This window comes from Pseudomonas sp. PDM22 (genome assembly GCF_014851965.1).
In the GTDB taxonomy this organism is placed as follows: Bacteria; Pseudomonadota; Gammaproteobacteria; order Pseudomonadales; family Pseudomonadaceae; genus Pseudomonas.
Genome location: NZ_JACVAR010000003.1, coordinates 367539 through 392381, shown reverse-complemented (window position 1 = coordinate 392381; position 24843 = coordinate 367539). Strand labels below are relative to the sequence as shown.

The window sequence follows — 24843 nt, the reverse complement described above, 5'->3', positions numbered from 1 at the left end:
AGAGTCAGCGATTGCGCAGTTGGCGCGGACAGAACACCTGGCGGGTTTCAATGCCATAAAGGCAGCCGCCCAGGGGTTCGAGGGTGATGCGGGCGCCGCGCTGGCGGCCGTAGAGCAGGTTGAAGATCAGCTCGCTGTCCAGGCCACTGTCGGCCTGCAGGTTGCTGATGCTGTTCTCCTCCACCTGCAACTGGAAGCGCCCGCCCAGGTCGTTGCCGACCAGGCCCGAGACTTCGAGGATGTTGGCGTCCTGCTGGATCATCGAGTAGAAGCGCCCCTCGTGGAACATGGTGGTCTGGGCGATCTCCAGCACCTTGCCATTGCCCAGCACCACCTGCCCGGAGGAGGCGTAGCGGCCGTCGATGGCCGAGGTGTTGTGGGCGTGCTTCCACAGCATGCCCAGCGCCAGGGTCAGGCAGATCACGCCGAACAGCGAGATCACCAGGCAGCGGCGGGCCGCGCCGACCTGGCGGCGTAGATTCAGTTCAGGCACTTGCGCAGCTGCTCCTGGGGAATCCGGGCGACCTGGCTTTCATGGATCAGCAGCCAGTTGGAATTGCCTTCGGGTTGCACGCAGACCAGTTCGTAGAAGCCCGAGGTCATGTGCAGCATGAGGCCGATGGGGCGGCTGGCCAGGTCGGCCAGTTGATGGGCCAGGGGGCGGGTGTTGCTGATCAACCGCTGCAGGTCCTGTTCGTTGTCTTCGACGTAGGTGATCTGCAGGGAGCCGAGGTTCTGTTCGGCGGTGAGGACCGGGCTGCGAACCTGGGTGTAGTAGAAGGCACCGGAGAGGACCAGCAGGCCGAGGATGCAGAGGCTGGCGGCGGCGAGTTTCAGGCGCCGCAGATTCGGCGGTCGCAGCCCGGGGACGGGAACGAGCTCTTCCAGCGGAATGACTTCCGGGGTGGCGTCGGTGATTTCCGCGTCCGGCTCGCTGGCCTGGCCGATCAGGTACTGCGGGTTGAACATGTAGCCACGACGCGGCAGCGTCTGGATGATCTGCCGCTGCTTCTCGTCCGCCAGCACCTGGCGCAGGGTGTAGATCTGCTGGTTCAGGCTGCCCTGGCCGACCACCCGGTCGGACCACGCATGGGTCAGCAGTTCATCGCGCGCCACCACGTCGCCCGGGCTCTGCAGCAGGCGTTCGAGCACGCGGCTGCCGGAAAAGCCCAGGTCGATGCGCTCCACCTGGCCGTCACGGTCGAGGTCGAGTTGATAGAGCGCGGGATAGAACTGCGCGACGCAATCGGAACGCCCGGTACGGAGGGTCAGGCAGGCGATCGGCCGACTGTCCGCTGGCGTGGAAGTGAGTGTGTTCATTTTGCCCTTGCGAGCCGCTCCCTTGACGGTCGCGGGGAAACTCCATTTGTCCATGGAGGCAGAGGCATTATTTTGACGTCAGAAAAATGTGGGTGCAAGTTCTGAATTTTGCACACTCGTGCTTGCAATTTTCACACAAGCCTCGAAACCACTGGCGCAGAGGGGCTGCGCCGCGACCGGTGGTCGCAACGCCGTCTGTCAGCGTACCCGCAGACAGCACAACGCCCCGCCGGGGCGGGGCGATGGCGGATCAGGGCGCGCGAGGCGGGGGGCGCCTCGCGCTGGCCGGGGTTTAGCCCAGCAGGCCCATGATCATGCTGGGCATCTGGCCAGCTTGCTTGAGCATGGAGATGCCGGACTGCATCAGCATGGAGCTCTTGGTCATGTTGGCGGTTTCGCTGGCGAAATCGGCGTCCATGATGCGGCCCTTGGCCATGTCGGTGTTGTCCTTCATGTTGGCCAGGTTGTTGGAGGTGTGGCCCAGACGGTTGATCGCGGCACCGAAGGCAGCGCGGGTCTTGCCGACCTGGTCCAGGGCGTCGTTCAGACCGTCGATGGCGGCAGCGGCGCCGGCTTTCGGGTCCAGAGCCTGGACGGTGGTGCCCAGCGCGGTGACGGTGGCGGCGATGTCGGTGTCGGCAGCGGCAACGGTCATCACTTCAGCGGAGTCGGAGCCGATCTGGAACTTGATGTCGGCCGCCAGCTTGCCACCGGTACCGAACAGGCTGTCGCCAGCGTACTTGGTGTTGGTGACGATGTTGGTCAGCTCTTTGCCCAGCTCGTCGAACTCGGACTTCAGGGCGTCCAGGTCCTTGTCGGAGTTGGTGCCGTTGGCGGACTGGGTGGCCAGGTCCTTCATGCGCTGCAGGATGTCGGTGGCTTCGCTGAATGCGCCTTCGCCGGTCTGCAGCATGGAGACGGCATCGCTGGTGTTGCGCATGGCCATGTTCATGCCGCGGGTCTGGGCATTCAGGCGGGTGGCGATCTGCAGGCCGGCGGCGTCGTCGGCGGCGGAGTTGATGCGCAGGCCGGTGCCCAGGCGCTGCTGCGAAGTAGCCAGCTGGCCGTTGGTCTTGCTCAGGCTGGTCTGGGTGATCAGGGAGGAGTAGTTGGTTTGAATCGACAAGGCCATGGTGGACTTCCTGTATGAGCTGAATGAAGCCGGCGTTGTGCCTGCTGAAGAGGTAAGGCGACAGCTCGCAGGGGAGGATTAAGGGCGGATGAAAAAAATTTGGCGCGGGGATTCCGACGATACCGGCCAGCGCCGCGCGGGTATCGATGGCCTACAGCATGTGTCCTTTGGCTCAGGATCGGTCATCTATGTTGTTGAGACATATCTGACAGCCCAGGTGCCGGGGTGCAGCTAAGCTCCTCGGGTCCACAAGGCTGTGGATCGTTCGACCGAATCCCTCGTTGCGAACTGTGAGAAAGGAACCTCATGATCTCCGTCTACCAGCTCAAGTCCCGTTTCCAGAACCTGCTCCGCCCCCTGGTCACCCGCCTGTACGAGCGCGGCGTCACCGCCAACCAGGTGACACTGGCTGCCTGCGGCATTTCGCTGCTGGTGGCGCTCACGGTCGCGCTGCTGGCCGGCCACGCCTGGATATTCCTGCTGATCCCCCTGTGGATGTTCCTGCGCATGGCGCTCAACGCCATGGACGGCATGCTCGCCCGCGAGTTCGGCCAGCAGTCGAAGCTGGGCGCCTACCTCAACGAACTCACCGACGTGATTGCCGACAGCGCGCTGTACCTGCCATTCGCCCTGCTGCCGGGCGTGAGCCCGGCGCTGGTGGTGCTGGTGGTCCTGCTCGCGGTGATCAGCGAGTACGCCGGCGTGCTCGGGGTGATGGTGGGTGCTTCGCGGCGCTACGACGGGCCCATGGGCAAGAGCGACCGCGCACTGTGCTTCGGCGTTTTCGGCGCGGCCGTGGCCGCCGGGCAGTTGCCGCTGGTCTGGCTGAACCCGCTGCTGGTGCTGCTGGCACTGCTGCTGGTGCTGACTATCGTCAACCGGGTGCGCCAGGGGCTGGCCGAGCAGAAGGAATCGCAGGCCTGAGCCGAGGCCCGCCTGTCAGGACGGGGACTGGACAGTCCCGCAAGCCATCGAACAGAGGAAGTTATGCGCGAGTCTTCGAATCACCACTTCGTTACCCATGACGGCGTCGAGCTGTTCTACCGCCACTGGCCGGCCGCTGCCGGCAGCGACGCGACGCGCCGCGCGGTGTTGCTGTTCCATCGCGGCCATGAGCATTCCGGGCGCATCGGCCACCTGGCCGACGAACTCGACCTGCCCGGCTTCGACGTCTTCGCCTGGGATGCCCGCGGCCACGGCCAGTCGCCCGGCGCGCGTGGCGACAGCCCGAGTTTCGGCACCAGCGTGCGTGACGTGCAGACCTTCGTCGAGCACATCGCCTCGACCTACGGCATCGCCATCAGCGACATGGCGGTGGTGGCGCAGAGTGTCGGCGCGGTGGTCGCCTCGACCTGGGTGCACGACTACGCGCCGCCGATCCGCAGCCTGGTGCTCGCCTCGCCGGCGTTCAAGGTCAAGCTCTACGTGCCTTTCGCCCGGCCGGGCCTGAAGCTGGCGCGCTGGTGGCGCGGCAACTTCTTCGTCAACAGCTATGTGAAGGCGAAATTCCTCACCCACGACCCCGAGCGCATCGCCTCCTATGACAGCGACCCGCTGATCGCCAAGGCCATCTCGGTGAATGTACTGCTGGGCCTGTACGAAGCGGCCGACCGCGTGGTGGCCGATGCGCAGGCGATCCAGGTGCCGACGCAAGTGCTGATCTCCGGTTCCGACTTCGTGGTGCACCGCAAGCCGCAGCAGCGCTTCTTCGACAACCTCGGCACGGCGCGCAAGGAACTGCACATCCTGCCCGGCTTCTTCCACGACACCCTCGGCGAGCTGAACCGCGAGCAGGCGACCACCCGCGCGCGGCGCTTCATCCTCGAGTGCTTCGCCCGCCAGCCCGAGCGCGCCGACCTGCGCGACGCCGACCGCTTCGGCTACACCTGCGCCGAAGCGGAAGCACTGGCGACGCCGCTGCCCGCCTGGTCGATCCGCGATCTCTACTGGCGTGCGACCCGCGCCAACATGCGCCTCGGCCGTCTGCTGTCCGACGGTATCAACCTCGGCTTCCAGACCGGCTTCGACTCCGGCAGCACCCTGGACTACGTCTACCGCAACCAGCCTGCCGGGGCGGGGCCGGTGGGCCGGATGATCGATCGCACCTACCTGGAGTCCGCCGGCTGGCGCGGCATCCGCCAGCGCAAGGTGAACATCGAGGAGCTGCTGCGCCTGGCGATGGCCAGCCTGCGCGAGCAGGGCCGCGAGGTCCGCATCCTCGACATCGCCGCCGGCCACGGGCGCTACATCCTCGAAGCACTGCAGGGCCCCGAGGCGCTGCCCGAAAGCGTGCTGCTGCGCGACTACAGCGAGCTGAACGTGCGCGAGGGCTCGGCGCTGATCGAGCGCCTGGGCCTGAAGGAACGCGCCCGCTTCGTACAGGGCGACGCCTTCGATGGCGCCGACCTTGCCGCCGTCGAGCCGAAACCGACGCTGGCGGTGGTCTCCGGTCTCTATGAATTGTTCGCCGACAACACCATGGTCAGCGGTTCGCTGGCCGGGCTGGGCGAGGCGGTGGAGGAGGGCGGCTACCTGATCTACACCGGCCAGCCCTGGCACCCGCAGCTGGAGCTGATCGCCCGTGCCCTCACCAGCCACCGCGCCGGGCAGGCCTGGGTGATGCGCCGCCGTACGCAAGGGGAGATGGACCAGCTGGTGGCCGCCGCCGGCTTCCGCAAGCTGGCCCAGCGCATCGACGAGGACGGCATCTTCACCGTCTCCCTGGCCCGCCGGGAGCGCAGCTGATGGCGTCGATGCCGGCGCGCGACCCGGGTGTCCTGCGGAGGGCGGTGATCTGGCTGCTGTTCCTTGGGCCGTTCTTCTTCCTCAGCTATGGCTTCGCCAACTGGGTGGCGGGGCAGCGCGAATCGGTCGGCGTGCTGGTGTTCGACTGGGAGCGCGGCACGCCGCTGTGGCCCTGGACGATCATCCCGTACTGGTCGATCGACCTGCTGTACGGGCTGTCCTTCCTGCTGCCGCGTACCCGCCGCGGGCTGGACTGCCATGCCCTGCGCCTGCTCACCGCGCAGGTTGTCGCGGTGACCTGTTTTCTGCTGTTCCCGCTGCGCTTCAGCTTCGAGCGACCGATGCTGGAGGGCGTCTTCGGTGCGCTGTTCGACCTGTTGATGGGGTTCGACAAGCCCTTCAACCAGGCGCCTTCACTGCATATCGCCCTGCTGGTGATCCTCTGGGTCGCCTACGGTCGTTATGCCAGCGGCGCATGGCGCTGGTTGCTGCACGGCTGGTTCGCGCTGATCGGGCTGTCGGTGCTGACCACCTGGCAACACCATTTCATCGATGTGCCGACCGGTGCGCTGCTGGGCTTCTTCTGCGTCTGGCTGTGGCCACGGGAGGTTCGCTCGCCGCTGCAGGCGTGGAGCCTCAGCGGCGACCCGCAGCGGCGCCGGCTGGCGGCCCTCTACGGCGTCGGCGCGTTGCTCTGTCTGGGGCTGGCGCTGGCCGGCGGCGGCCTGTGGCTCTGGCTGTGCTGGCCGGCGGTATCCCTGGCGCTGGTCGCGTTGTGCTACCTGGCGATCGGCACGGTGGGCTTCCAGAAGCGCCTGGACGGTCGCCATTCGGTGGCGGTCTCCTGGCTGCTGGCGCCCTACTGGCTGGGCGCGTGGTTCAATGCGCGCTGGTGGACGCGCCGCCATCCGCAGCCGGATGAAGTGTTGCCGGGCCTCTGGCTCGGGCGCTTGCCGGACTGGTACCAGCCCCGGCATCTGCCGAGCCTGGCGATCCTCGACCTGTGCGCCGAGCTGCCCTGCACTGCGCTGAGCCGGCGCTACGAGTGCCTGCCGCTGCTCGACCTGGTAGCGCCCAGCGTCGCGCAGTGCCGGCAAGGCGCGGAGCTGATCCAGCGAATGCACGCCGAAGGCCCGGTGCTGGTCTGTTGTGCGCTGGGCTACTCGCGCAGCGCCACGCTGGTGGCGGCCTGGCTGCTGATTTCCGGCCGTGCGGCCACGCTCGAGGATGCGCTGGCGCAGGTTCGTCACGCGCGTCCGCAGGTGGTGCTCAAGGCCGAACAACTGGCGGTGCTGGCGCAGATCGCCGGCCAGCCGAACCTGTCACAGGAGGTGAGTCATGTCGGTTGATCCAGCCCTGATCCTGGTGGCCAGCCTGCTGCGCCGTGGCAGCAGTCTCAATGGCCTGTCCTCGGCGCTTACCGTGCTGGCGCTGGCCCTGGGTTTCTACGGCGTGCTGATGGCCAGCGCCACCCTGGCGTTCAGCCTGAGCATGGCGTTGCTGGTGCTGCTCGGGCTGGTGCAGAAGTTCTATGCCATGCGTGTGGCACTGGACGCCGACCTGTTCGAAGCCATGGCCAACGCCGGAGAGGCGCTGGCGGAGAAAACCCGGCAGCTGGACGACGCCCTGGCGACCTACGCCGGTGTGTCGGCGGACAAGACCGGCCGTCCCTGGAGCGAGCGCAGCCGTGGCGCGCTCGCCCTGTTGCGCCGGCAGGTGCAGCTCTGCGCCGCCCAGTGGCTCATTGCGCTGCTGTGCCTGATCACCCTGACTTTCCAATCCTGAGGAACGTACCCGCAATGCTGGAACGACTCTGCGCCTACGCCATCATCGCCGGCGCCCGTGCGGTGACCGGCCTGCGCAGCCTGTGGATCGGCACCACGCCGATCCCGGCACAGCGCATCTACTACGCCAACCACAGCAGCCATGGCGATTTCGTCCTGCTCTGGGCCTCGCTGCCGCCGGAGCTGCGCTCGCGCACGCGGCCGGTGGCAGGCATGGACTACTGGGGCAAGGGCGGCCTGCGTGGCTTCATCATCAACCGCGTGTTCCACGGCGTGCTGATCGACCGCACGCGCGGCGCCGAGGGCGGCAACCCGCTGGAGCCGGTGGAGCGCGCCCTGGCCGACGGCGACTCGCTGATCCTCTTCCCCGAAGGCACCCGCAACCTCGACGAAGATGTGCGCCTGCTGCCCTTCAAGAGCGGCATCTATCACCTGTCCAGGGCCCATCCGCAGGTGGAACTGGTGCCGGTGTGGCTGGACAACCTCAACCGCGTGATGCCCAAGGGGCGCGCGCTGCCCTTGCCGCTGCTGTGCACCCTGAGCTTCGGCGCACCGCTGGCGGTGGAGGAGGGCGAGGCCAAGGACGCCTTCCTCGAACGCGCCCGCGAAGCGTTGCTCAAGCTCGCCGCGCCGGAGGGTCGCTGAGATGAACCAGACCTGGCTGCTCTTCGGTGGTATCGGCGCCATCCTCGTCCTCGCCTCGCTGGTCGGCGCGGTGCTGCGCTGGAAAGCGCCGCCCGGACCGCACGCGGTGATCGACAACCTCAACGCGCGGATCAACGCCTGGTGGGTGATGGTCGCGGTGATCGGCTGCGCCTTCGCCCTCGGCCACTGGGCGGTGATCCTGCTGTTCTACGGGGTGTCGTTCTACGCCCTGCGCGAATTCCTCACCCTGATGCCGACCCGGCGCAGCGACTATCCGGCGCTGGTGGCGGCCTTCTACTTCGTGCTGCCGATGCAGTACCTGCTGATCGGCATCGGCTGGTACGGGCTGTTCTCCATCTTCATCCCGGTCTATGTGTTCCTGCTGCTGCCGATCCTCGCCTCGCTGGGCGGTGACTCCAAGCACTTCCTCGAGCGCGCCTCGAAGGTGCAGTGGGCGCTGATGCTGGCGGTGTTCTGCATCTCCCACGTGCCGGCGCTGCTGACCCTGGAGATCGCCGGCTACGAAGGGCGCAACCTGCTGCTGATCGCCTTCCTGGTCATCGTCGTGCAGCTGTCCGACGTGTTGCAGTACGTCTGCGGCAAGCTCATGGGCAAGCGCAAGATCGCGCCGAACCTGTCGCCATCCAAGACCCTGGAAGGCTTCATCGGCGGCGTGACGCTGGCCACGCTGATCGGCGGCGCACTGTGGTGGATCACGCCCTTCAGCTTCTGGCAGGCGCTGCTGATCGCCCTGATGATCAACATCCTCGGTTTCTTCGGCGGGCTGGTGATGTCGGCGATCAAGCGCGACCGTGGGGTGAAGGACTGGGGCCACATGATCGAAGGCCACGGCGGCATGCTCGACCGCCTGGACTCGGTGTGTTTCGCCGCGCCGGTGTTCTTCCATTTCGTCCGCTACTGGTGGACCTGACCCCCGTCGGAAATCCCCCAGGCGCTCCGGGGTAACCACTCCGGAGCGCCGGTTCGCGGCTACGCTTGCTCTATTCCTTCGGGAATGTCGTACGGCAACGGAGTGTTTGGGCGTAAGCAGTCGAATCTTCACGGGGCCATGAAGCAATGAGCACTCTCTTTCCGCAAATCACCGGCGGGGCTGCGTCTTGAACGGCCCGGCGGGTGGTTTCCGGTTTACCTGCCTGGTCACCGCCATCGGCTCCTACTCCGCCGAATCGGTGATCTCATCGCTGCGCGAGCACTGGGGCGCGCGGGTGGTGGGGACCAATACCCAACCCCGCGACTGGTGCACTACCTCCGCCTTGCTGGATACCTTCCATCGAGTTCCGGCGGCGAGAAATGTTACCGAGTATGTGGAGCGCATCCTCAGGATCTGCGAAGCCGAGCAGGTGACCCATGTGGTGCCGCTGATCGACCCCGAGGTCGATGCCTTTGCGCAGCACCACGAGGCGTTCGCCGAACGCGGCATCACGCTGTGCATGCAGCCGCTGGAGACCATTCGCGTCGCCCGCGACAAGTGGCTGGTGCACCAGGCCTTCCGCAACGATGCGCTGATCCGCACCATTCCCACCTGGCGCCTGAAAGACCTGCCCGTACCGGGGCTGGACCTGCCGCTGATCGCCAAGCCGCGCGACGGGCGTAACTGCGAAGGGCTGATGCAGGTGCGCGACGCGGATTTCCTGCACTACGTGCGCAAGCGTTTCTCGGACCGCGACTACATCGTGCAGCCACTGCTGCCGGGTGAGGTCTGCGTGGTGGACGTGGTGCGCCAGCGGTGCAGCGGCGACTGGGCGGCCATGGCGCGCCAGGAGCTGGTGCGTACGCCGACTGGCGCGGGCCTGACCGTGCGCATGCTGGCCGATCCGCAACTGCTCGAGATGGCCGGACAGGTCGCCCGTGTGCTGGATGTGAACGGCTGCATCAACATGGAGTTCCTGGTGCAGGACGGCGAGGCGCTGCTGATGGACGTCAACCCGCGCTTCTCCGGCGGGATCGCCTTCAGCCACCTGTCCGGCTACGACATGGTCGCCAACCACCTGCGCTGCTTCCGCGAGGCGCCGCTGGATGCGCCGGTGCTGCCGGCGCCGAGCATCCACGCGCGGCGGCTGGTGGAGGTGACCACGTTTGCCGCGCCGGCTGCTGCGCCCGAAGCCATCGTCGCGCTGCCGGGCTCGCTGGGCCGCGGTGACCGCAGCGCATCACTGTAGGAGCGGGCCTTGCCCGCGACCGTCCTACAGGGGGGCGGCAGTGAGCGGGTGCAGCATCAGAAGATGCTGCTCACCTCGCCTGACGCCGTCACCTTCGCCTCGATGATCTTCTGGCTGCGCAGGTTCTTCACGCGGATCACTTCGTCCTGCTTGCCGTTGGCCAGCGCCTCGCCGACGGCGCTGGCCTGGATGCCGTCCTGGCTGGCGACGATCTTCACCTGCTGGCCGCGCCGCACCAGCATTGCTCCATCGAGCAGTGCCGGCGTCAGCGGCTGGTCGGCGCGAATGCGGCGGCGGGCCGTCTTGCCGGCCACCTCGGCGATATCGGTGAAGTAACCCCGCGAGCTCTTGCCGAGCTCCACCGGCGCGAGCTTGAGTTGCGCCGCGTCCAGCGTCTGGCCGCGCGCGATCTCGCCGCTGGCGACCACGGTCGGCAGGTACACCGTGGGCTGGCTGATGAAGGTCACCGGCCAGCCGGACTGCCCTTTGCAGGAGGCTTCGAAACGCCGTCGCGCGCTGACCGCGGCAGGCGCTTCGAGCGCACGCAGCTGCGGGCCGCCGGGGCAGGCGGCGAGCTTGCCCAGGCTGTTGGGCAGGTTGTTGTTCACGGTGAAAGTCATGCCTTTCCAGCCGGCCTTGCGCGCGGCTTCCTTCAGCTCGGCAGCGACCTGCTGCTGCGCGGCAGCGTCGAGTTGCGCGCGCGCATCCTGGGCTTGTGCCAGGGCGGGAAGCAGCAGGAGGAAGCAGGCGGAAAGAGCCTTTCCGCATCCCGCCGCGCGGCGCGTCGAAAGCGGAAAAGCCGCGTTGCACGCGCTGTTTCGCGTCGCGCGTAAAGCCTTGTAAATCAACGACATGAAGCGATATTCCGGGGTGGGCATGCTTTGTGCTCTGTCGCTGCGCACACCGAAAGATGGCCGAACGACGAGAGCGGGTTGCGCGAATGAGTATACGGTTTGACGAGACCCTGGGTATCCACGAGAGAGCCCTCTCGCTGCACATGCAGCGCAGCGAAATCCTGGCCTCCAACCTGGCCAACGAAGACACCCCCGGCTTCAAGGCGCGGGACATCGACTTCGCCGCCGAGATGCAGCGCCAGGACAGCTCCAGCGTGCTGCTGGCGAGCACCAGCGCCGCGCGCCCTGACCTGAAGTACCGCATCCCCAACCAGCCTTCCCAGGACGGCAACAGCGTGGAGCTGTCCACCGAGCAGGCGGAGTTCTCGCGCAACGCGATGGATTTCCAGACCAGCCTGACCTTCCTGACCATGAAATTCCGCGGCCTCAAGCAGGCCATCGAAGGACGCTGACGCCATGGCATTCGACTCCATCTACCGCATCGCCGGCTCGTCGATGAACGCGCAGACCGTGCGCCTGAACACCGTGGCGAGCAACCTTGCCAACGCCGACTCCGCCGCCAACAGCCCAGACGCCGTGTACCAGGCGCGCAAGCCGATGTTCGCCGCCGTCTACGAGAACGACCAGCTCACCCGTGGCGCTGGCATGGGCGGCGCCCACGTGCAGGTGCTCGACGTGGTGACTTCCGGCCGCTCGCCGCAGCGCCGCTACGAGCCGGGCAGCCCGCTGGCCGACGCCACCGGCTACGTCTACTACCCCGACGTCAACGAGATCGAAGAGATGACCGACATGATGTCCGCCACCCGCAGCTTCGAGACCGGCGTGGAAGTGCTCAACCGTGTGAAGAGCATGCAGTCCAGCCTGCTGAAACTGGGAGACGCCTGATGAGCACGGTCAACAACGACACCGGCACCACCACCAGCGGCACCTCGACCGACACGCCCAAACAGGCGGTCAACCTCGGCGAACTGACCGACATGGAGAACAGCTTCATCACCCTGCTGGTCGCCCAGGTGCAATACCAGGACCCGACCAAGCCGGTGGACAGCACCGAGTTCATCAACCAGTACTCGGCCATGGCGCAGGTCAAGAGCATGCAGAACATGACCACCCTGCAGCAGAACAACCTGGTGCTGATGGACAACCTGCAGACCCTCACTGCCGCAGGTCTCGTCGGCCAGGAAGTGAAGGTCAGCGCCGACAGCCTGCAGCTGGACGGCGACGAGGTCAGCGGACAGATCACCCTGGAGCACGCCTCGGCCACCACCGTGCTGCAGCTCACCGATGCCAACGGCGTGCGCACCGACATCACCCTCGGCCCGCAGGAAGCCGGTGCCGTGCCCTTCAGCGTGGACCCGCAGGCGCTTGGCCTGAAGCCCGGCAAGTACAGCCTGGCGGTGAAGACCGAGAGCGGCGAGACGCCGGGCATCGAGGTGTCCGGCCTGGTGCACAACGTCCGCGTCAGCGCCGATGGCCCGGTGCTGGAAGTCGAGGGCGCAGGTTCGGTGCCCTTCTACAAGATCGTCGAATTCAGTCAGGGCCAGGCCGCCTGAGCGCCTGCTTCCCCCCTCTTAGGATGAGATAACGCCATGAGCTTCAACATCGCCCTGACCGGCCTGAACGCCGTCACCCAGCAACTGGACACCATCAGCAACAACATCGCCAACTCCGGCACCGTGGGCTTCAAGTCCTCGCGCACCGAGTTCGGCAGCGTCTACGCCGACGGCAAGGGCATGGGCGTGGAAGTCGCCGGCACCACCCAGAGCATCAGCCAGGGCGGTTCGCTGGTGTCGACCAACCGCGCGCTCGACCTCGCCATCTCCGGCGGCGGCTTCTTCGTGGTCAAGAGCGGCAACGGCGACACCCAGTACACCCGCGCCGGCGTGTTCAGCCAGGACAACGCCAACTACCTGATCAACGCCACCGGCCAGCGCCTGCAGGGCTACCCGACCGACGCCGCCGGCAACCTGCTGGTGGGCACCGTCTCCGACCTGCAGGTGAAGACCGCCAACCTGCCGGCCAAGGCCACCGACAAGCTGGAGTTCGTCGCCAACCTCGACTCCAACGAGACAGTACCGACCGTCTCGCCGTTCGACCCGCAGAAGGTGGAGACCTACAACTCCACCTACACCAGCAAGGTCTACGACTCCCAGGGCAAGGAGCACACCCTGACCCAGTACTTCGTGCTGACCGGCACCAACACCTGGGATGCGCATTACGCGGTGGATGGCAACGCTGTCGGCGCCACCCAGTCGCTGACCTTCGCCCCGGACGGCTCGCTGTCCTCGCCGATCGCTTCGGTGCCGGTGGGCTTCACCCTGCCCGGCGTCGACCCGATGAACATCTCGCTGGACTACACCGGCACCAGTCAGTACGGCTCGGACTTCGTCGTCACCACCAACCGCACCACCGGCTACGCCGCCGGCGAGCAGACCGGCATCGCGGTGGAGAACGACGGCAAGGTCTACGTCAACTACAGCAACGGCCAGCGCATGCTGCAGGGCCAGGTCGCCCTGGCCAACTTCATCAACAGCGGCGGCCTGCAGAACCAGAGCGGCACCGCCTGGACCGAGACCTCCGCCTCCGGCGCCCCGCTGATCGGCGTGCCCGGCATCGGCCAGTTCGGCTCGCTGTCGGCGGGCAACCTGGAAGGTTCCAACGTCGACATCACCCAGCAACTGGTGGGCCTCATGGAAGGCCAGCGCAACTACCAGGCGAACACCAAGGTGATGACCACCGACAAGGAACTCACCCAGGTCCTGTTCTCGGCCATCTAAGGACTCGTCATGGATCGCCTCGGCTACACCGCAATGACCGCCGCCAGCCGCAGCATGGCGGCGCTGGATGTGCGCGCGAACAACCTCGCCAACGTCAACACCCCCGGTTTTCGCGCCGACCTGGAGCACGCCACCGCCGTCGATGTGAGTGGCGCCGGCTATGACAGCCGCCACCTCGCGCGCATCGAGAGCAGCGGTGTGGACATGAGCGCCGGCACCCTGATGGCTACCGGGCGCGACCTCGATGTCGCCATCCAGGGCCAGGGCCTGTTCGCCGTGCAGAGCGGCAACGGCGAGGCGTACACGCGCCAGGGTAACCTCGAGATCGACGCTGACCGCCAGCTGATGATCAACGGCCGCGCCGTGCTCGGCGAAGGCGGGCCGATCACCCTGCCCGAGTACGACGCCATCGCCATCGGCAGCGACGGCACCATCTCGGTGATGCCGCGCGGCGACTTCATGATGACCGACGTCGACCGCCTCAAGCTGGTGGACGCCCCGGCTGCCTCCCTGGTGAAGAACGCCCAGGGCCTGCTGGTGAGCAAGGACGGCCAGAACGTCGCCGCCAGCGAGGACGTGCGGCTGGTCTCCGGACACCTGGAGCAAAGCAACGTCTCGGCCATCGACCAGCTGGTGGGGACCATGAGCCTGAACCGGCGGTTCGAGGCCCAGGTGAAGATGATGAAGGCCGCCTCGGATCTTGCCGAGGCCGGCGACCGCATGATCCGTGGCGGCTAACCCGCGGCGCGCAGACAGGAGCACAACATGAGTTCGGCACTTTGGGTCAGCAAGACCGGCCTGGCAGCCCAGGACACCGCGATGTCCACCGTGGCCAACAACCTGGCCAACGTGAACACCGTCGGCTTCAAGAGCGACCGCGCGGTCTTCGAGGACCTGTTCTACCAGGTGCAGCTGCAACCCGGCGCCCAGGCTGACCAGGTCAACACCGTGCCCTCGGGCATCCAGCTGGGCAGCGGCGTGCGCGTCGTCGGCACGCAGAAGGTGTTTACCGAAGGCAGCATGCAGACCACCGGCCAGCCCATGGACCTGGCCATCGTCGGCAGCGGCTTCTTCCAGGTCGAGGCGCCCAACGGCGACACCTACTACACCGAGAACGGCCAGCTGCAGCTGAACAATGAAGGCATCGTGGTCAACGCCCAGGGCCTGCCGCTGACACCGAACATCGAAGTACCGGCTGGCGCCAGCCGCTTCACCGTCGGCAGCGACGGCATCGTCACCGCCGTGCTGCCGGGCGAGACCCTGCCCACCGAGCTGGGCCAGATCACCCTGGTCAGCTTCACCAACCCGGCGGGCCTGGAAGCCCTCGGCGGCAACCTCTACAAGGAAACCGCCGCCAGCGGCGAGCCGCAGGAAGGCACGCCGGGCGAGGAAGGCCTGGGCAACCTCAAGCAGGGCGTGCTGGAAGGCTCCAACGTGCAGGTGGTGGAAGCGATGGTGAACATGATCGCCATCCAGCGCGCCTACGAGGCCAACGCCAAGGTGCTCGACGCCGCGTCGGGCATGCAGCAGTTCCTCAACCAGACGGTCTGACCATGACGCGCCTTGCCCTGCTGCTCGCCCTGGCGCTGCTCGCCGGATGCCAGAGCTTCGACGAGATGCTGCCGGACGAGGATTCCTCGGCCTACCAGCCCCCGGAGCTGGACTACAGCCAACCGCCGACCACCAGCGGCGGGCTGTTCCGTTCCGGCTACGGCGGTTCGCTGCTGCGCGACAAGCGCGCGATCGGCGTCGGCGACATCGTCACCGTGGTGCTCAGCGAGTCCACCCAGTCGAGCAAGAGCGCGGGCACCAGCTTCGGCAAGCAGTCCAGCCTGGATGTGCCAGTGCCGACCATCCTGACCAAGGAGTACGGCGGCCTGGAAACATCTGCCACGGCCAACCGCGATTTCACCGGCTCGGCGAAAAGCTCACAGCAGAACACCCTCTCCGGCTCCATTGCGGTGACCGTGCACAAGGTGCTGCCCGGCGGCGTGCTGCTGGTGAAGGGTGAAAAATCCCTGCGCCTGAACCAGGGCGACGAGTTCATCCGCCTCACGGGGCTGGTGCGTATCGACGACATCAACCGTTCCAACCAGGTGTCCTCGCAGAACGTCGCCAACGCCAAGATTTCCTACGCCGGGCGCGGCGTGCTCAACGACAGCAACTCGGCCGGCTGGCTGACGCGCTTCTTCACCCATCCGCTGTTCCCGATGTAAGCAGGCGAGCCTTCCATGCGTAGAACGCTTATGTGTAGAACCCTTGCCCGCCTGCTGGCGAGCGCCTGTTTGTTCTGGCAGGCCGAGGCGCTGGCCATTCCGCTGCTCGACCTGGTGGACATCGAAGGTGTGCGCGAGAACCAGCTGATCGGCTACGGCCTCGTCGTCGGCCTGGACGGCACTGGCGACAAGAACCAGGTGAAATTCACCAACCAGTCGGTGGCCAACATGCTCAAGCAGTTCGGCGTGAACCTGCCGCCGAACGTCGACCCGAAGCTGAAGAACGTCGCCGCGGTGAGCGTCACCGCCAGCGTGCCGCCGTCCTACAGCGCCGGGCAGACCATCGACGTCACCGTGTCCTCGCTGGGCGACGCCAAGAGCCTGCGCGGCGGCCTGCTGCTGATGACGCCGCTGCAGGGCGTGGACGGCGAAGTCTACGCGCTGGCCCAGGGCAACCTGGTGGTCGGCGGCCTGCATGCGCAGGGCCAGAGCGGCTCCAGCGTGTCGATCAACAGCGCCAACAGCGGCCTGATTCCCAACGGCGCGACCATCGAACGGATGATTCCCAGCGATTTCGCCCAGCGCCCGGACGTGATGCTCAATGTGCGCAAGCCGAGTTTCCAGACCGCCACCCAGGTGATGAATGCAGTCAACGAGCGCTTCGGCTCCGGCACCGCCACCGCGCTGGACGGCACCAAGGTGTCCGTCCGCGCCCCGGTCAGCCTGGCCCAGCGCACCAGCTTCATGGCCATGCTCGAAGGCATGGAAGTGCAGGAAGGCCGCACCCGGCCCAAGGTGGTGTTCAACAGCCGCACCGGCACCGTGGTGGTCGGCCAGGGCGTGCGCGTCAAAGCCGCCGCGGTCGCCCACGGCTCGCTCACCGTGACCATCAGCGAGAACCCCCAGGTCAGCCAGCCGGGTCCGTTCTCCAACGGCACCACGGCGGTCACCCCGCAGTCGGACGTCTCGGTCAGCCAGGACAAGAAACCGATGTTCAAGTGGCCCGAGGGCACCAGCCTGGAAAGCATCATCAACACGGTGAACAGCCTGGGCGCGACGCCGGATGACGTGATGAGCATTCTCCAGGCGCTGGAGCAGGCCGGTGCGCTGAATGCCGAGCTGGTGGTCATCTAAATGGGGTTGATGCTCTTTCGCCGAGAGTCGCGTTGCCGCGTCAAATCACGCCAGGCTAGACGCGGGGCGACGGCAATGGTCGCTCCCTTGGCTAGCCCCGCAACGACGCATGGCGTGATTTGCCGCGCAACCCGGAGGGACGGGCCGCATTTTGCGCAGAGCGTCGTTACTCATCGTTCATTTGGAATGACCAAACCACACGATTCGCGCCTAGCCCTGCGCAAAATGCGGCGCCGTCGCGACCTCGTCGAAAGAGCATCAGCCCCATGAGCATCACCTCGCTCAACCGTCCCATCGTCCCCAGCGGCCAGCCCGGCGAGTCGCCCGAGCAGGTCCGCCGCGAGCAGTTGCAGGCGGCCTCCGAACAGTTCGAGGCGATGTTCCTGCAACAGATCCTCAAGCAGATGCGCAAGGCCGGCGACGTGCTCTCCGCCGGCAGCCCGCTGCGCAGCCGCGACCTCGATACGATGCGCGACTTCTACGACGAAGCGCTGGCCGAGCACCTGGCCTCGCGCAAGCAGACCGGCATCGCCGACCTGCTGGTGCGCCAGCTCTCTGCCGAGCCTGCCGACACCACCGAGCCGGTGGCGCTCGCCGACAGCGGCGAAGCGCTGCGCCGACCGTCGGTGTCCAGCCGCAACCCGCTGGTGGACACCTGGCAGCGTGGCGTGGACCGTCTCGCCCACGCCTGGCAGCAGGGCACGGCGGGCTTCCGTACTCTGGTGGACAGCGTGATCGGCCAGGAGTCCGGCGGCAACGCCGCCGCCGTCTCGCCCAAGGGCGCGCGTGGCCTGATGCAGCTGATGCCCGACACCGCCCGCGAAGTTGCCGGCGAGCTGGGCTTGCCCTACGACGAGCAGCGCCTGACCAGCGACCCGGCCTACAACAAGGCCCTGGGCAGCGCCTACCTGGGCAAGATGCTCGACCGGTACGACGGCCAGCACGTGCTCGCCCTGGCCGCGTACAACGCCGGCCCCGGCAAGGTCGATGAGTGGCTGAAGAACAACGGCGATCCGCGCAGCGGACAGATCGGCATGGCCGACTGGGTGCGCAGCATCCCCTTTGAGGAGACCCGCGACTACACCCTCGGCGTGCTCCGTCGCGTGCGCGAGGCCCAGGCGCCGGCGCGCATCCCCGGCAGCGGCCTGTCGCCGGAGAGCGGCTTGAAGCACGCGCCGCAGGAAGGATTTAAGCGCCACAGTGATTACGTCGCCTATCAGGGACAACAGCCCGAATTTGTTTCCCGACCGGCCTCGGCGGCGTTTGCCCAGCCGATCCGCCTCGAGTCGAAGGAGAATGCCTCTTGAGTATGTTGAGCCAGATCGGCTACAGCGGCCTGCGCGCGGCGCAGATCGCCCTGGCCACCTCCGGCCAGAACGTCGCCAACGCCAACACTCCCGGTTTCAGCCGGCTGAGCCCGGTGCTCGCGTCGCTGGCCGGCGAGGGTGGCCTGAACGTCGGCGGCGGCGTGACGGTGACCAGCATCCGCCGGATGGCCAACGACTTCCAGAACCAGCAGCTGTGGCGCGCCACCACCGAGCAGAGCTACTACGACAGCGGCCAGCAGTACCTGTCCGCGCTGGAAGGCCTGATGGGTGGCGAAGGCTCGAGCATCAGCGTCGGCCTGGACAACTTCTTCGCCGCGCTCAGCGAGGCCACCGCCACGCCCGGCTCGGTCGCCCTGCGCCAGCAGATCGTCAACGAGACCAGGAACCTCGCCCAGCGCTTCAATGGCCTGTCCGGCAACATCGACAGCCAGCTGCGCGCCCTGCAGGAGCAGCGCGGCTCCATGGTCGGCGAGATCAACGGGCTGACCGCCAACCTCGCCGCGCTGAACAAGCAGATCGTCGAAGTCGGCTCTTCCGGCGGCGACACCACCGCGCTGCGCGACCACCGCGAGAGCCTGGTGCAGGACCTCTCCAGGTACGCCTCGATCCGCGTCAACGAAGTGGCCGACGGCTCGCTCACCGTCTCCCTCGCCAACGGCCAGCCGCTGGTGGCCGGCAACTCCGCCGGGCAACTGGCGATCAGCCGCACTTCCTCGGGCGAGCAGGAAATCGCCCTGACCTTCGCCGGTACCAGCTTCCCGCTGACCCAGGACGGCATGGGCGGTTCGCTGGGCGCGCTGTACGACACCGAGTACGACACCCTGCGGCCGAACCAGACTGCCCTGCACGAAATGGCCGGGCAGTTCGCCCAACTGGTCAACGACACCCTGGCCAATGGCTTCGACCTCAATGGCAACCCCGGTCAGGCGCTGCTCAGCTACAACGCCGGCAGCACCACGGCGATGCTCAGCGTGAACGGCCTCAAGCCCGAGGAGCTGGCGCTGTCGGACACCGCCGGCGAGAGCGGCAACAACAGGAACCTGCTGGACCTGCTGGAACTCAAGGGCCAGAGCATCACCGTTGGCGGCAGCCAGGTCACCCTCAACGACGCCTTCGCCGGCCTGCTCGGCAAGGTCGCCAGCGCCAGCCGGCAGAACCAGGCCGACCAGAAGACCGCCACCACCGTGGCCACCCAGGCCCAGGCCCAGCGCGACAGCGTCAGTGCAGTGAGCCTGGATGAAGAGGCGGTCAACCTGATCACCTACCAGCAGGCCTACCAGGCCAACATGAAAGTCATCAGCACCGCCAAGGAGCTGTTCGACTCGATGCTCGCGGCTTTCTAAGGGCCATTGCGAAGGACAGCACCATGCGCATTACCAACGCACAGATCACCGCGCTGATGAGCGGTTCGATGAACAGCAACTCGGCTTCCCTGGGCAAGCTGATGCAGCAGATGTCCACCGGCCAGCGCATCCTCCAGCCCTCCGACGACCCCATCGCCAGCGTGCGCATGCTGCGCATCCAGCGCGAGGAAGCGAGCCTGGCGCAGTACCGCACCAACATCAGCAACGTCTCGGGCAACCTCTCCACCCAGGAAGCCAACCTGCAGGCCACCTCGGACTCCATGCTCAACGTGCGCGACCTGCTGCTCTGGGCGGCCAACGGCTCGAACACGCCCAAGGACCTGAACGCCATGGCGGGCGAGCTGGAGAGCATCGAGAAGACCATCGTCAGCTTCGTCAACGTGCGTGATGAAGAGGGCCGCTACCTGTTTTCCGGCACCCTGAGCGACACCGCGGCGGTGACCTACGAACCGCTGACCGACACCTACGTCGCCACCGGCAACGACAAGTCGCGCCAGGCGGCCGTGGCCAACGGCGTCCAGGTGGAAGAGAACGTCACCGCGCTGGGCATGTTCGGCAGCAGCATGGACTTCCTCAACCAGCTCCACGCCACGGTGAAGATGCTCAAGGACCCGGCCCTGGATACCACCGACCCGACGGTGCAGGCGCAGATCGCCGCGACCATCGACGGCCTCGACAGCGCCCACGACGGTGTGCTCGGCGCCATCACCGAGCTGGGCGGGCGGCAGAACACCCTGACCATGCTCAACTCGAGCAACGAGGAGGTGTCGCTGGTGAACCAGAAGATCAACGGCGAGCTGTCGCAGCTGGACTACGCCGGCGCGAGCATCGACCTGAACACCTACCAGCTGGCGCTGCAGGCCACGCAGAAGACCTACCTGAAGCTCAACGACCTGTCGCTGTTCAGCCGCCTGTAAGTTTCTTCGTAGGGGAGCCGGGCCGCGCCGCAAGGAGGTCTGGACGCCAATCGGCGGCGCAGCGCCCGGTTCCCCTACTTTTTATCCCGCCTCCGCCCGGCCCCAGTGCCGGGCGGAAGCACATCCGGTGCAGAGGTCACCATGAAGGTCATCAAGCAACTGCCGGCCGCCGCCGTCTTCGATCCCAGCGCCCGCCGCGACGTCATCCTGCCCTCCACCGGCGAGCGGCAGAACACCCTGCGCAAGAACGAAGAGAAAAGTGAAAACGCCGCGCAGATGGCGCGGGGCGCGCAGAAGAGCGGCAGCTTCAACCTGCAGCTCAACCAGCAGTTGTCCTCCATGCAGTCGGCCGACAGCTACCTGGGCGACCTGCAGGACCGCCTCGGCGGTCTCAAGCTCAACCTCAGCCGCGAACTCAGCGCGCCGCAGTCCCAGGACCGCGAAGGCGTGCGCCAGGCCACGCGGCAGGTCAACGAACTGCTGGAGCAGCGCGCCCAGCGTTCGGACGGCAGCCTCGACGCCAATTTCCGCCTGCGCCTCAACGAGCCGGTGCGCAGCCGCTTCAGCCTCGAAGGCCTGGAGTCGGTGCAGGACATCCAGCGCTCGGGCAAGGAAACCCTGCTGTTCAGCGCTGGGCGCCAGCTCGCGGAACCGGCGGCGGTGGTGCTGGACGATGGCATGAGCACCGAGCAGGTGCTGCGCCGCTTCAACGCCACGCTCGGCCAGGCCGGCATTCGCGCCGAACTCGATAGCGATGGCGCGCTGAAGTTCTCCGCCCCCGAGGCCGACTGGCAACAGCTCAAGGGCCAGTTGGCGGTGCAGGGCGAGGGCAAGCTGTTCGCCAAGGGCAAGAACACCCGGCTGAAAAGCCAGGAAGAGGGGCTGCTGGCGTTCCCCACCGAGATCAAGACCGATGCCTTCCGTGAGCAGCGCCAGTTGCTCGATTCGGTGGTGTCGGCGCTGGATCGCATTGGCGGCCTGCGCGACCAGCTGCGTCATCGCCAGGACGACATCCGCGACTTCCTCGACCGCCACGCCAGCGAGGACGAACGCGAGTGGGCGCACACCTTCGCCGCTTCCATGCTCGACCGCATGGGGCGCAGCGCCACGCACTACAGCGCGGCGGCGCAGACGGTGGTGGCCCAGGCCAACCTGAGTCGCTTCGCGGTGGTCAGCCTGCTGGCCTGATGGATCGAAGGGCGTCCTGCGGACGCCGGTCGCGGGCATGCCCCGCTCCTACAGGGAGCATCGGTTTTGTAGGAGCGGGCCATGCCCGCGAACCGCACGGCAGCCAATTCCCAGGCATGAAAAAGGCGGAGCCCAGCTCCGCCTTTTTCGTTTCTCTCAGTGATCAGGCCAGCTTCAGCAGGCCCATGCCCAGCACGAGCATCGCCAGGCCGACCCAGCCGCGCCAGACCAGACGCTGACCGAACAGCGCCCAGCCCATGGCGACGGTGGCGAGGATGCCGAATCCGCCCCAGATGGCGTAGGCCACCGACAGTTCGATGCCGCGTACCGCCTGGGCGAGCGCGGTGAACGCGCCCAGCACGCAGAGGATCGAGGCTGCGCCGATCAGGCGCTTGCGGAAGCCGTCGGAGTACTTGAGCAGCAGGTTGGCGATCACTTCCAGGACGATGGCCAGGCCCAGCCAGGCCATCGGAATCAGGTCATGGTTCAGCATGTCACGGCCTCCCCATTCAGTTCACGGCGCTCTTCATGACGGCCGGTACGGGTACCGGATTTCACCAGCAGGATGCCGGCAATCATCACGGCCAGGCCCAGGGCCTTGTCCAGGCTCAGGTGCTCGCCGAGGAAGAAGGCGCTAACCAGGGTGATCAGCACGATGCCGATGCCTTCCCACAGGGCGTAGGCCACGCCGACCGGCACGCGCTTGATGGCCAGCGACAGGAAGTAGTACGACAGGCCGATCATCACGTACATCAGCAGCAGCCCGGCAACCGGGAACAGCGTGTGGGTGAATTTCATCGAGGTGGTGCCAACGACTTCGAAGCCGATGGCGGCTAGCAGATAGATCCAGGAACGCATGGTAAAGCCCTCCCACGGGCAGCCGCGCGCAGTCTCGCTAAGAGCATCCTTGCGGCGGTTTCGGTTCGGGTTCGGTGGTGCCGACTCGGGCGGGAATCACCTGTGAGTGTTCACCGCGCTTGGCGCCACCAGAAGGTGGTTGCCGAAGGGAGGAGCTAGAGGTCGCCGGTCCAGTGACGCTCGCGCGAAACCAGGCGGGAAGTGGGGAGAGGTAGAGCCTTGATGTTCAACATAATGAACATATTGTGCCCATTTTTCGCTTCACTGGCAAATCGACCCGGTTGATTTACGTCATGAATGCCCATGAAATGGCGCCTGCGAACCCCGCTGGACCCTGCGCTCCACCAGGGTTGTGCAATATTTTGTTCACCTTGCTTCGCCTGCGACAGCGCGCCACAGCCATGACCTGCGCCGGGCCGTTTTGGCGTGCGGCCTGTTAGCATCCACCATCGATATCCCGTCGGAGACTGCGATGATCGCCCTGCGAGAAGCCTGGAAGGCCGGACTCTTCGGCCGTGAGCACTGGACGCGCAACCTGGTGGCCGGGGTCATAGTCGGGGTGGTCGCGCTGCCGCTGGCCATGGCCTTCGCCATCGCCAGCGGGGTGAAGCCGGAGCAGGGCATCTACACGGCGATCTTCGCCGGCGTGCTGGTCTCGCTGCTGGGCGGCAGTCGCGTGCAGATCGCCGGCCCCACCGGTGCCTTCATCGTCATCCTCGCCGGCGTCACCGCCAAGTACGGCGTGGATGGCCTGCAGATCGCCACGCTGATGGCCGGCGCGATCCTCGTGCTGTTGGGCGTCAGCCGCCTGGGCAGCATCATCCGCTTCATCCCCGCGCCGGTGATCGTCGGCTTCACCGCCGGCATCGGGGTGATCATCTGGGTCGGCCAGTGGAAGGACTTCTTCGGCCTGCCGGCGGTGACCGGCGAGCACTTCCACCAGAAGCTCTGGCACCTGATCCAGGCGTTGCCGCAACTGCACCTGGCGACAACTGTGCTGGCGCTGCAGAGCCTGGCGCTGGTGCTGTTCACCCCACGCATCGCCGCGCTGCGCCGGGTGCCCGGCCCGCTGGTGGCGATGGTGGTGGTGACGGCCATCCAGTCGCTGTTCCACTTCGAGGGCGTCGCCACCATCGGCAGCGCCTTCGGTGGTATTCCCCAGGGCCTGCCGAGCTTCAGCCTGCCGGAGGTGACCCTGCCGCGGGTGCTCGAACTGATCGGCCCGGCCTTCGCCATCGCCATGCTCGGCGCCATCGAGTCGCTGCTCTCGGCGGTGGTCGCCGACGGCATGGCCGGCACCCGCCACGACTCCAACCAGGAGCTGATCGGCCAGGGCATCGCCAACCTGGTCACCCCGCTGTTCGGCGGCATTGCCGCCACCGGGGCCATCGCGCGTACTGCGACCAACATCCGCAACGGCGGCAACAGCCCGCTGGCCGGCGTCACCCACGCGGCGACCCTGGTGCTGATCCTGCTGTTCCTCGCGCCGCTGGCCTCGAACATCCCGCTCTGCGCGCTGGCGGCGATCCTCTTCGTGGTGGCCTGGAACATGAGCGAGGCGCGGCACTTCCTGTTCATGCTCAAGCGCGCGCCGCGCGCGGATGTGGCCATCCTGCTGGTGACCTTCCTGCTCACCGTGTTCAGCGACCTGGTGATCGCGGTGAACATCGGCGTGATCCTCGCCATGCTGCACTTCCTGCGGCGCATGGCTTCCTCGGTGGAAGTACACGCCGACGACGGCCCCGAACTGGAAGTGGAACTGCGCGGCCGCGGCCTCGGCGAGCTGCCGCCCGGCGTGCTGGTGTACAGCATCGAGGGGCCGCTGTTCTTCGGTGCGGCGGAAACCTTCGAGCGCGCCCTGGCCAAGACCCACACCGACCCGAAGGTGCTGATCATCCGCCTGCGCCATGTGCCGTTCATGGACATCACCGGCCTGCAGACCCTGCAGGAAGTGATCGAGCAGTTGCAGCGACGCGGCATCGAGGTGCGCCTGTGCGAGGCCAATGCGCGGGTGCTCGGCAAGCTGCTCAAGGCGGGCGTGCTGGAGGAGATCGGCACGGGGTATCACCCGGATTTTCCCGCAGCGCTTTCCGCTGCCAGCGCTGAAGTTGCCGGCGAAACACGGACGTAGGATGGGTGGAGCCTGCGATACCCATGCTGTTGCGGCGCAGGAATGATGGGTATCGCTGCGCTCCACGCCATCCTACGTTGACGCTCCCTTGGCGCCCGGTGATTCCGTAGGGCGGGGAACGCCCCAGGCGTTATACGACTGCGAGCGCGGAAGTTGCCGGTGAAACACGGGCGTAGGATGGGTGGAGCTTGCGATACCCATGCTGTTGGGACGCAGGAATGATGGGTATCGCTGCGCTCCACGCCATCCTGCATTGACGCTCCCTTGGCG

26 protein-coding genes are annotated in these 24843 nt (G+C 66.7%); 20 read left to right on the top strand and 6 right to left on the bottom strand.

The annotated features are described in order from the left end of the window. Window positions 1-4: 4 nt before the first annotated feature. The 3 genes from IB255_RS12715 to lafA all read right to left on the bottom strand — a co-directional run bounded on the left by IB255_RS12715 (window position 5) and on the right by lafA (window position 2452). Window positions 5-493, bottom strand: a complete 489-nt coding sequence (locus IB255_RS12715; protein ID WP_139791590.1) for a hypothetical protein — start codon at window positions 491-493, stop codon at window positions 5-7. Continuing rightward, window positions 481-1320: a winged helix-turn-helix domain-containing protein gene (locus tag IB255_RS12710; protein ID WP_168190522.1), complete on the bottom strand. Its 840-nt coding sequence runs from the start codon at window positions 1318-1320 to the stop codon at window positions 481-483. Before IB255_RS12710 ends, IB255_RS12715 begins: the two co-directional genes overlap by 13 nt. A gap of 292 nt (window positions 1321-1612) precedes the next feature. After that, window positions 1613-2452, bottom strand: coding sequence for a lateral flagellin LafA (gene lafA / locus IB255_RS12705; protein ID WP_081518776.1), 840 nt, complete (start codon window positions 2450-2452; stop codon window positions 1613-1615). Window positions 2453-2758: 306 nt separating this feature from the next. Between lafA and IB255_RS12700 the strand changes: the two genes are divergently transcribed. The 7 genes from IB255_RS12700 to IB255_RS12670 all read left to right on the top strand — a co-directional run bounded on the left by IB255_RS12700 (window position 2759) and on the right by IB255_RS12670 (window position 9806). Next, window positions 2759-3376, top strand: coding sequence for a CDP-alcohol phosphatidyltransferase family protein (locus IB255_RS12700; protein WP_081518775.1), 618 nt, complete (start codon window positions 2759-2761; stop codon window positions 3374-3376). 63 nt (window positions 3377-3439) lie between these two features. Next, on the top strand, window positions 3440-5197 hold the full coding sequence (locus IB255_RS12695) for a bifunctional alpha/beta hydrolase/class I SAM-dependent methyltransferase (RefSeq protein WP_081518774.1): 1758 nt from the start codon (window positions 3440-3442) through the stop codon (window positions 5195-5197). Between the two features lie 8 nt (window positions 5198-5205). Beyond that, window positions 5206-6546 carry a phosphatase PAP2/dual specificity phosphatase family protein gene (locus tag IB255_RS12690; RefSeq protein ID WP_081519172.1) on the top strand — a complete coding sequence of 447 codons (1341 nt, stop codon included), beginning with the start codon at window positions 5206-5208 and terminating at the stop codon, window positions 6544-6546. Next, window positions 6536-6982, top strand: coding sequence for a hypothetical protein (locus IB255_RS12685; protein WP_081518773.1), 447 nt, complete (start codon window positions 6536-6538; stop codon window positions 6980-6982). Before IB255_RS12690 ends, IB255_RS12685 begins: the two co-directional genes overlap by 11 nt. A gap of 14 nt (window positions 6983-6996) precedes the next feature. Further along, window positions 6997-7626, top strand: coding sequence for a lysophospholipid acyltransferase family protein (locus tag IB255_RS12680; RefSeq protein ID WP_081518772.1), 630 nt, complete (start codon window positions 6997-6999; stop codon window positions 7624-7626). 1 nt (window position 7627) lies between these two features. Further along, on the top strand, window positions 7628-8557 hold the full coding sequence (locus IB255_RS12675) for a phosphatidate cytidylyltransferase (protein WP_081518771.1): 930 nt from the start codon (window positions 7628-7630) through the stop codon (window positions 8555-8557). 187 nt (window positions 8558-8744) lie between these two features. Then, entirely contained in the window at window positions 8745-9806 is a 1062-nt protein-coding gene (locus tag IB255_RS12670; RefSeq protein ID WP_192210436.1) for an ATP-grasp domain-containing protein, read from the top strand. 56 nt (window positions 9807-9862) lie between these two features. Here IB255_RS12670 and flgA read toward each other — a convergent pair whose 3' ends face one another. After that, window positions 9863-10660 (bottom strand): flagellar basal body P-ring formation chaperone FlgA, encoded by a 798-nt coding sequence (flgA, locus tag IB255_RS12665; RefSeq protein ID WP_168190521.1) that lies wholly within the window; start codon window positions 10658-10660, stop codon window positions 9863-9865. 86 nt (window positions 10661-10746) lie between these two features. Between flgA and flgB the strand changes: the two genes are divergently transcribed. The 12 genes from flgB (at window position 10747) to IB255_RS12605 (ending at window position 21584) form a co-directional block, all read left to right on the top strand. Beyond that, window positions 10747-11112 (top strand): flagellar basal body rod protein FlgB, encoded by a 366-nt coding sequence (gene flgB / locus IB255_RS12660; protein WP_081518768.1) that lies wholly within the window; start codon window positions 10747-10749, stop codon window positions 11110-11112. A 4-nt stretch (window positions 11113-11116) separates the two neighbouring features. Next, window positions 11117-11545 (top strand): flagellar basal body rod protein FlgC, encoded by a 429-nt coding sequence (gene flgC / locus IB255_RS12655; protein ID WP_081518767.1) that lies wholly within the window; start codon window positions 11117-11119, stop codon window positions 11543-11545. After that, entirely contained in the window at window positions 11545-12213 is a 669-nt protein-coding gene (locus IB255_RS12650; RefSeq protein WP_081518766.1) for a flagellar hook capping FlgD N-terminal domain-containing protein, read from the top strand. Before flgC ends, IB255_RS12650 begins: the two co-directional genes overlap by 1 nt. 36 nt (window positions 12214-12249) lie before the next feature. Beyond that, window positions 12250-13437: a flagellar hook protein FlgE gene (flgE, locus tag IB255_RS12645; protein WP_192210435.1), complete on the top strand. Its 1188-nt coding sequence runs from the start codon at window positions 12250-12252 to the stop codon at window positions 13435-13437. 9 nt (window positions 13438-13446) lie between these two features. Further along, entirely contained in the window at window positions 13447-14175 is a 729-nt protein-coding gene (flgF, locus tag IB255_RS12640; RefSeq protein ID WP_151188981.1) for a flagellar basal-body rod protein FlgF, read from the top strand. Between the two features lie 27 nt (window positions 14176-14202). After that, window positions 14203-14988 carry a flagellar basal-body rod protein FlgG gene (gene flgG / locus IB255_RS12635; protein ID WP_081518763.1) on the top strand — a complete coding sequence of 262 codons (786 nt, stop codon included), beginning with the start codon at window positions 14203-14205 and terminating at the stop codon, window positions 14986-14988. Between the two features lie 2 nt (window positions 14989-14990). Next, on the top strand, window positions 14991-15653 hold the full coding sequence (gene flgH, locus IB255_RS12630) for a flagellar basal body L-ring protein FlgH (RefSeq protein WP_192210434.1): 663 nt from the start codon (window positions 14991-14993) through the stop codon (window positions 15651-15653). A 30-nt stretch (window positions 15654-15683) separates the two neighbouring features. Further along, on the top strand, window positions 15684-16787 hold the full coding sequence (locus IB255_RS12625; protein ID WP_081518761.1) for a flagellar basal body P-ring protein FlgI: 1104 nt from the start codon (window positions 15684-15686) through the stop codon (window positions 16785-16787). A 266-nt stretch (window positions 16788-17053) separates the two neighbouring features. Further along, complete coding sequence (locus tag IB255_RS12620) at window positions 17054-18094, top strand: lytic transglycosylase domain-containing protein (protein WP_151188982.1); 1041 nt, start codon at window positions 17054-17056, stop codon at window positions 18092-18094. Continuing rightward, window positions 18091-19458, top strand: coding sequence for a flagellar hook-associated protein FlgK (gene flgK, locus IB255_RS12615; protein WP_081518759.1), 1368 nt, complete (start codon window positions 18091-18093; stop codon window positions 19456-19458). The genes IB255_RS12620 and flgK overlap by 4 nt, the downstream gene beginning before the upstream one ends. Before the next feature lie 23 nt (window positions 19459-19481). Continuing rightward, window positions 19482-20396 carry a flagellar hook-associated protein FlgL gene (gene flgL, locus IB255_RS12610; RefSeq protein WP_081518758.1) on the top strand — a complete coding sequence of 305 codons (915 nt, stop codon included), beginning with the start codon at window positions 19482-19484 and terminating at the stop codon, window positions 20394-20396. Between the two features lie 141 nt (window positions 20397-20537). Beyond that, window positions 20538-21584 (top strand): hypothetical protein, encoded by a 1047-nt coding sequence (locus IB255_RS12605; RefSeq protein ID WP_081518757.1) that lies wholly within the window; start codon window positions 20538-20540, stop codon window positions 21582-21584. Between the two features lie 163 nt (window positions 21585-21747). Here the strand turns inward: IB255_RS12605 and mdtI are convergent, their stop codons facing one another. Both mdtI and IB255_RS12595 read right to left on the bottom strand, forming a co-directional pair. After that, window positions 21748-22077, bottom strand: a complete 330-nt coding sequence (gene mdtI / locus IB255_RS12600; protein ID WP_024766311.1) for a multidrug/spermidine efflux SMR transporter subunit MdtI — start codon at window positions 22075-22077, stop codon at window positions 21748-21750. Beyond that, a complete protein-coding gene (locus tag IB255_RS12595; protein ID WP_081518756.1) occupies window positions 22071-22442 on the bottom strand; it encodes a multidrug/spermidine efflux SMR transporter subunit MdtJ in 372 nt (123 codons plus the stop codon). The genes mdtI and IB255_RS12595 overlap by 7 nt, the downstream gene beginning before the upstream one ends. 472 nt (window positions 22443-22914) lie before the next feature. Here IB255_RS12595 and IB255_RS12590 point away from each other — a divergent pair, with 472 nt between their 5' ends. Further along, the gene (locus IB255_RS12590; protein WP_192210433.1) at window positions 22915-24573 is read left to right on the top strand and encodes a SulP family inorganic anion transporter; all 1659 of its coding nucleotides are present in this window, start codon (window positions 22915-22917) and stop codon (window positions 24571-24573) included. Window positions 24574-24843: the final 270 nt, after the last annotated feature.